This is a genomic window from Nocardioides sp. NPDC057577 (genome assembly GCF_042801335.1).
Lineage (GTDB): Bacteria > Actinomycetota > Actinomycetes > Propionibacteriales > Nocardioidaceae > Nocardioides.
In genome coordinates this window covers 1-4,898 of sequence record NZ_JBHVGB010000271.1, presented here as the reverse complement: position 1 = coordinate 4,898, position 4,898 = coordinate 1, and the positions used below count along the sequence as shown (strand labels likewise).

Genomic DNA, 4,898 nt, shown 5'->3' with positions numbered 1-4,898 from the left:
CAGCCGGCCCGGCCGCGTCCGTGCGTACAAGGGAGTATGTGAAATGCCGAAGATCCTGGAGTTCGACGAGAACGCCCGCCGCGCCCTCGAGCGTGGCGTCGACGCCCTCGCCAACGCCGTCAAGGTGACGCTGGGCCCCAAGGGCCGCTACGTCGTCCTCGACAAGAAGTGGGGCGCCCCGACCATCACCAACGACGGTGTCACCGTCGCGCGTGAGATCGAGCTGGACGACCCGTTCGAGAACCTTGGTGCTCAGCTCACCAAGGAGGTTGCGACCAAGACCAACGACATCGCTGGTGACGGTACGACCACCGCGACCGTCCTCGCCCAGGCGATGGTCCACGAGGGTCTGCGCGCGGTTGCCGCCGGCGCGAACCCGATGAGCCTCAAGCGCGGGATGGACGCCGCCGCGGCCGCCGTCGGCGACGCCCTGCGTGCCGCCGCCCGTGAGGTCGTCGACGAGTCCGACATGGCCTCGGTCGCCACCATCTCCTCCCGCGACGCGAAGATCGGCGAGATCCTCGCCGAGGCCTTCGCCAAGGTGGGCAAGGACGGTGTCATCACCGTCGAGGAGTCCAACACCACCGGCACCGAGCTCGAGTTCACCGAGGGTATGCAGTTCGACAAGGGCTACATCTCTCAGTACTTCGTGACTGACCAGGAGCGGATGGAGGCCGTCATCGACGACCCGCTGATCCTGCTCGTCCAGGGCAAGATCAGCTCCATCCAGGAGCTCCTGCCGCTGCTGGAGAAGGTCATCGCCGCCGGCAAGCCGCTGTTCATCATCGCCGAGGACGTCGAGGGCGAAGCCCTCTCGACCCTGGTCGTGAACAAGATCAAGGGCACCTTCAACGCGACCGCCGTCAAGGCGCCCGCGTTCGGTGACCGCCGCAAGGCCATGCTGCAGGACATCGCGATCCTCACCGGCGCGCAGGTCGTCGCCGAGGAGGTCGGCCTCAAGCTCGACCAGGTCGGCCTCGAGGTGCTCGGCACCGCTCGCCGGATCACGGTCACGAAGGACAACACCACGATCGTCGAAGGCGGCGGCGACGCTGCTGCGGTCGAGGGTCGCGTCAACGAGATCAAGTCCGAGATCGAGCGCACCGACTCCGACTGGGACCGCGAGAAGCTCCAGGAGCGCCTCGCCAAGCTCGCCGGTGGCGTCTGCGTGATCAAGGTCGGCGCTCACACCGAGGTGGAGCTCAAGGAGAAGAAGCACCGCATCGAGGACGCTGTCTCCGCGACCCGCGCCGCCATCGAAGAGGGCATCGTCGCCGGCGGTGGCTCCGCGCTGATCCACGCCGTCTCCGTTCTGGAGAAGGACCTCGGCCTCGAGGGCGACGAGGCGGTCGGCGTACGCGTCGTCCGCAAGGCTGCCGACGAGCCGCTGCGCTGGATCGCCGAGAACGGTGGCGACAACGGCTACGTCATCACCACCAAGGTCCGCGACCTCGGTGTCGGGCAGGGCTTCAACGCCGCCACGGGTGAGTACGGCGACCTGGTCGCCCAGGGCGTCATCGACCCCGTCAAGGTCACCCGCTCCGCGCTCATCAACGCCACCTCGATCGCGGGCATGCTGCTCACGACCGAGACCCTGGTCGTCGACAAGCCGGAAGAGGAAGAGGCGCCCGCGGCCGGTCACGGCCACGGTCACGGCCACTGACACATAGCCGAGTCGGCGCATCTGACCCCTGCTTCGCGAAGCGAAGCGAGCGAAAGGGGTCCGATGCGCCGACTCGGCGATTTCAGCGAACGATCAGCGAGCCGAGAGAGACGTCGTCGGAGAGCACGTTCATGTCGACGTACGCCTCGTCCTCGCTGCTCACACCATCGAGCCGGTCCCGGTTGGAGTACTGCCAGACGGTCCACTCCCGCCCGTCCGGCACCCGCGGCGGCCACGCGACGGAGCGGAACCAGATCGGGTTCTCGGGGTAAGCGTCGACGAGGTAGGCCCGGTAGGCCGACGGAGTGGTGTAGATGACCGGCGCGACCCCGTAGTGGCCCTCGAGGGCAGCCAGCAAGGGGTCGAGGATGGCGCGGACCTCGGAGGCGGGCGGCAGATCACCTTTGAAGCGACCGTACGGCTCCAGGTCGACGACCGGGGCGAGGGTGCCGGCCACGCGCGGCACCGTGGCGATCATGTTGTGCGCCTGGTCGGCGCCCGGGCTCTCGAAGCTCATGAAGTGGTAGGCGCCGGTCGCGAGCCCGGCTCGCCGGGACTCGGCCCAGTTGGCGGCGAAGCGCGTATCCACGTGCGCGGAGCCCTCGGTCGCCTTGATCCAGGCGAAGTCGACGTCCTGCTCGGCGACCCGTGGCCAGTCGACGGGGCCGTTGTGGTGGGAGACGTCGATGCCGCGTACGTCGTACTTCGCCGCGAACAGCCGGGTCGGCATCACGACGCCGGTGTAGACCAGCGCGGTCGTGATCAGGGCGAGGCAGAGGACGACGGCGGAGCCGATCAGGACGCGTCGACGGCGGGCGGGGGCGAGGGGCACCGCGGAACCGTATCGGTTCTCACAGCTCCCCGAGCAGCTTCTCCATGATGTCGATCTCGACCGACTGGGTGGCCTCGACGTCCATCGCCATCTCGATCGCCAGCGCGTCGCTGCCGTTGGCGGCCATCGGCTCGACCATCTCCAGGGCGCCCTGGTGGTGCTGGATCATCCCCGTCAGGAAGAGCCGGTCGAACTCCTCACCACGGGCTGTAGCGAGCTCGCTCATCTGATCCGGCGTGAGCATGCCGGCCATGGTGTGCGCGGGGTCCGAGGCGCGCGGCACCCGCAGCCCGCGGGTGTTGAGCCAGCCGCTCATCGCCACGATCTCGGGACCCTGGGCCGACTCGATGCGCTCGGCCAAGGACACGACCTCGGGGTGGACGCCGTGCTCGCGGGCCAGCCGGGTCATCTCCAGTGCTTGGGCGTGGTGGGGGATCATCATCGTCACGAAGTCGGCATCGGTCTGGGTCCACTGGTCCGTGGCAGCGGCCGATGGTGGGATCGTCGCCGCGGCCTCACCCGGCGCTCCGCCCTGGACCACGGGTGCCGACTGGGTGGCCGCCTCCGGGCTGGGCGAGTGTCCGCCATGGTCGCCGTGCGCGTCCGAGGAGCCTCCGCACCCGCCGAGCGAGATCGCCGCGAAGACCACACCCGAGGTGATGACACCGAATCGCCTACCGGGCATGTGTGTCTCCTTCCGAGATCCCGCAGAGGTGAACAATTTATTCATATTCCATGCCTCCCGTGTACGACTTTTACTAAAGTTGAGAGGTCCTGCCCGTGCCACCCCACGGCGGCCGACTCGGAAGGCTTGCGATCATGAGGCTAAGACGACCCACCCACTACCTGGCCCCCATCGCGGTGGTCATGGTTGTCGCAGGAGGGCTGGCCGTCGCCGCCCCGTCCTCCGCAGACGAGTCCCATACCCACGGCACCGAGAGCACCGAGACCGAGGCTCCGGAAGCCCAGACGAGCTGCACCGCCGAGGAGAAGCAGGCGATCACCAAGCTCGGTGACAACTTCGCCTCCGCCTGCGTCGCCGGCAACGACCTTGCCAACCTCGGCGCCAACAATCCGGTCGTGCCCGCCGGCGAGTCCGACGGCACACCCAACATGCACCTGATCGCCAACATCCCCAAGTCAGGTGCCTTCACGCCCACCAACGCCCTCAACAGCGACCTCGCCTTCCAGGGGCGCTACGCGTTCGCGGGCAACTACAACGGGTTCAACGTCATCGACATCAAGAACCCGACGAAGCCGCGACTCGTGAAGCAGTACGTCTGCCCCGGGTCCCAGAACGACATCTCCGTCTACGGCGACCTGCTGGTCCTCTCCGTCGACTCCAGCCGTAGCAACAACACCTGCGACAACGTGGCGCAGTCGGCCGAGATCAAGGAGTCGTGGGAAGGCATCCGCGTCTTCGACATCAGCAACCCGAGAGACCCGGAGTACGTCGCGGCGGTCGAGACCAAGTGCGGCTCCCACACCCACTCGCTGGCACCGAGCAAGGACAGGCGATCGGTCTATGCGTACGTCTCCTCCTACGGTCCGCGCGCGGAGTACCCCGACTGCCAGCCGCCGCACGACAAGATCAGCATCGTCAAGATCCCGACGCGGGCACCGGAGCGGGCCGCGGTGGTCAACGAGCCGGTGCTGTTCCCCGACGGCGGATACACCAACACCGCCGGCTGCCACGACATCACCACCTACCCGTCCAAGGACATCGCCGCCGGCGCCTGCATGGGTGACGGCATCCTGATGGACATCTCCGACCGCGAGAACCCGGTGGTGACCGAGCAGGTCACCGACACCGCGAACTTCGCGTTCTGGCACTCGGCCACCTTCAACAACACCGGCACCAAGGTCGTCTTCACCGACGAGCTCGGCGGCGGCGGTGCGCCGACCTGCAACCCGGAGACCGGGATGGAGAAGGGCGCCAACGGCATCTACGACATCGAGGGCGGCCAGCTCGTCTTCAAGTCCTACTACAAGATCCCGCGGACCCAGTCCAACACCGAGAACTGCGTCGCCCACAACGGCTCGCTGATCCCGGTCAAGGGCAAGGACATCATGGTCCAGGCCTGGTATCAGGGTGGTGTGTCGGTCTACGACTTCACCGACTCCGCCAACCCGAAGGAGATCGCCTGGTTCGACCGCGGTCCGTTCGAGGACACCTCGACGATCGCGGGGCCCTGGTCGACCTACTACTACAACGGCTACATCTACTCCAACGAGATCCAGCGCGGCTTCGACGTCTTCGACCTGCGCGACCCGCGGGTCGCCTCGGCGAAGAGGGTCAGGTTCGATGAGCTGAACGTCCAGGCTCAGCCCTCCTACTAGAAAGCTGAGTCGGCGCATCTGTCCCATGTCTCGCGAAGCGAAGCGAGCGGGATGGGACAGATG

4 protein-coding genes are annotated in these 4,898 nt (G+C 67.2%); 2 read left to right on the top strand and 2 right to left on the bottom strand.

The annotated features are described in order from the left end of the window. The first annotated feature begins 43 nt into the window (after nucleotides 1-43). A complete protein-coding gene (gene groL / locus ACFU7D_RS28630) occupies nucleotides 44-1,663 on the top strand; it encodes a chaperonin GroEL (protein ID WP_091051800.1) in 1,620 nt (539 codons plus the stop codon). An 82-nt stretch (nucleotides 1,664-1,745) separates the two neighbouring features. Here the strand turns inward: groL and ACFU7D_RS28625 are convergent, their stop codons facing one another. Next, nucleotides 1,746-2,495, bottom strand: a complete 750-nt coding sequence (locus tag ACFU7D_RS28625) for a GH25 family lysozyme (protein ID WP_378873651.1) — start codon at nucleotides 2,493-2,495, stop codon at nucleotides 1,746-1,748. A gap of 19 nt (nucleotides 2,496-2,514) precedes the next feature. Next, entirely contained in the window at nucleotides 2,515-3,180 is a 666-nt protein-coding gene (locus ACFU7D_RS28620; protein WP_378873649.1) for a DUF305 domain-containing protein, read from the bottom strand. Between the two features lie 134 nt (nucleotides 3,181-3,314). Between ACFU7D_RS28620 and ACFU7D_RS28615 the strand changes: the two genes are divergently transcribed. Beyond that, the gene (locus ACFU7D_RS28615; RefSeq protein ID WP_378873647.1) at nucleotides 3,315-4,835 is read left to right on the top strand and encodes an LVIVD repeat-containing protein; all 1,521 of its coding nucleotides are present in this window, start codon (nucleotides 3,315-3,317) and stop codon (nucleotides 4,833-4,835) included. Nucleotides 4,836-4,898 lie beyond the last annotated feature (63 nt).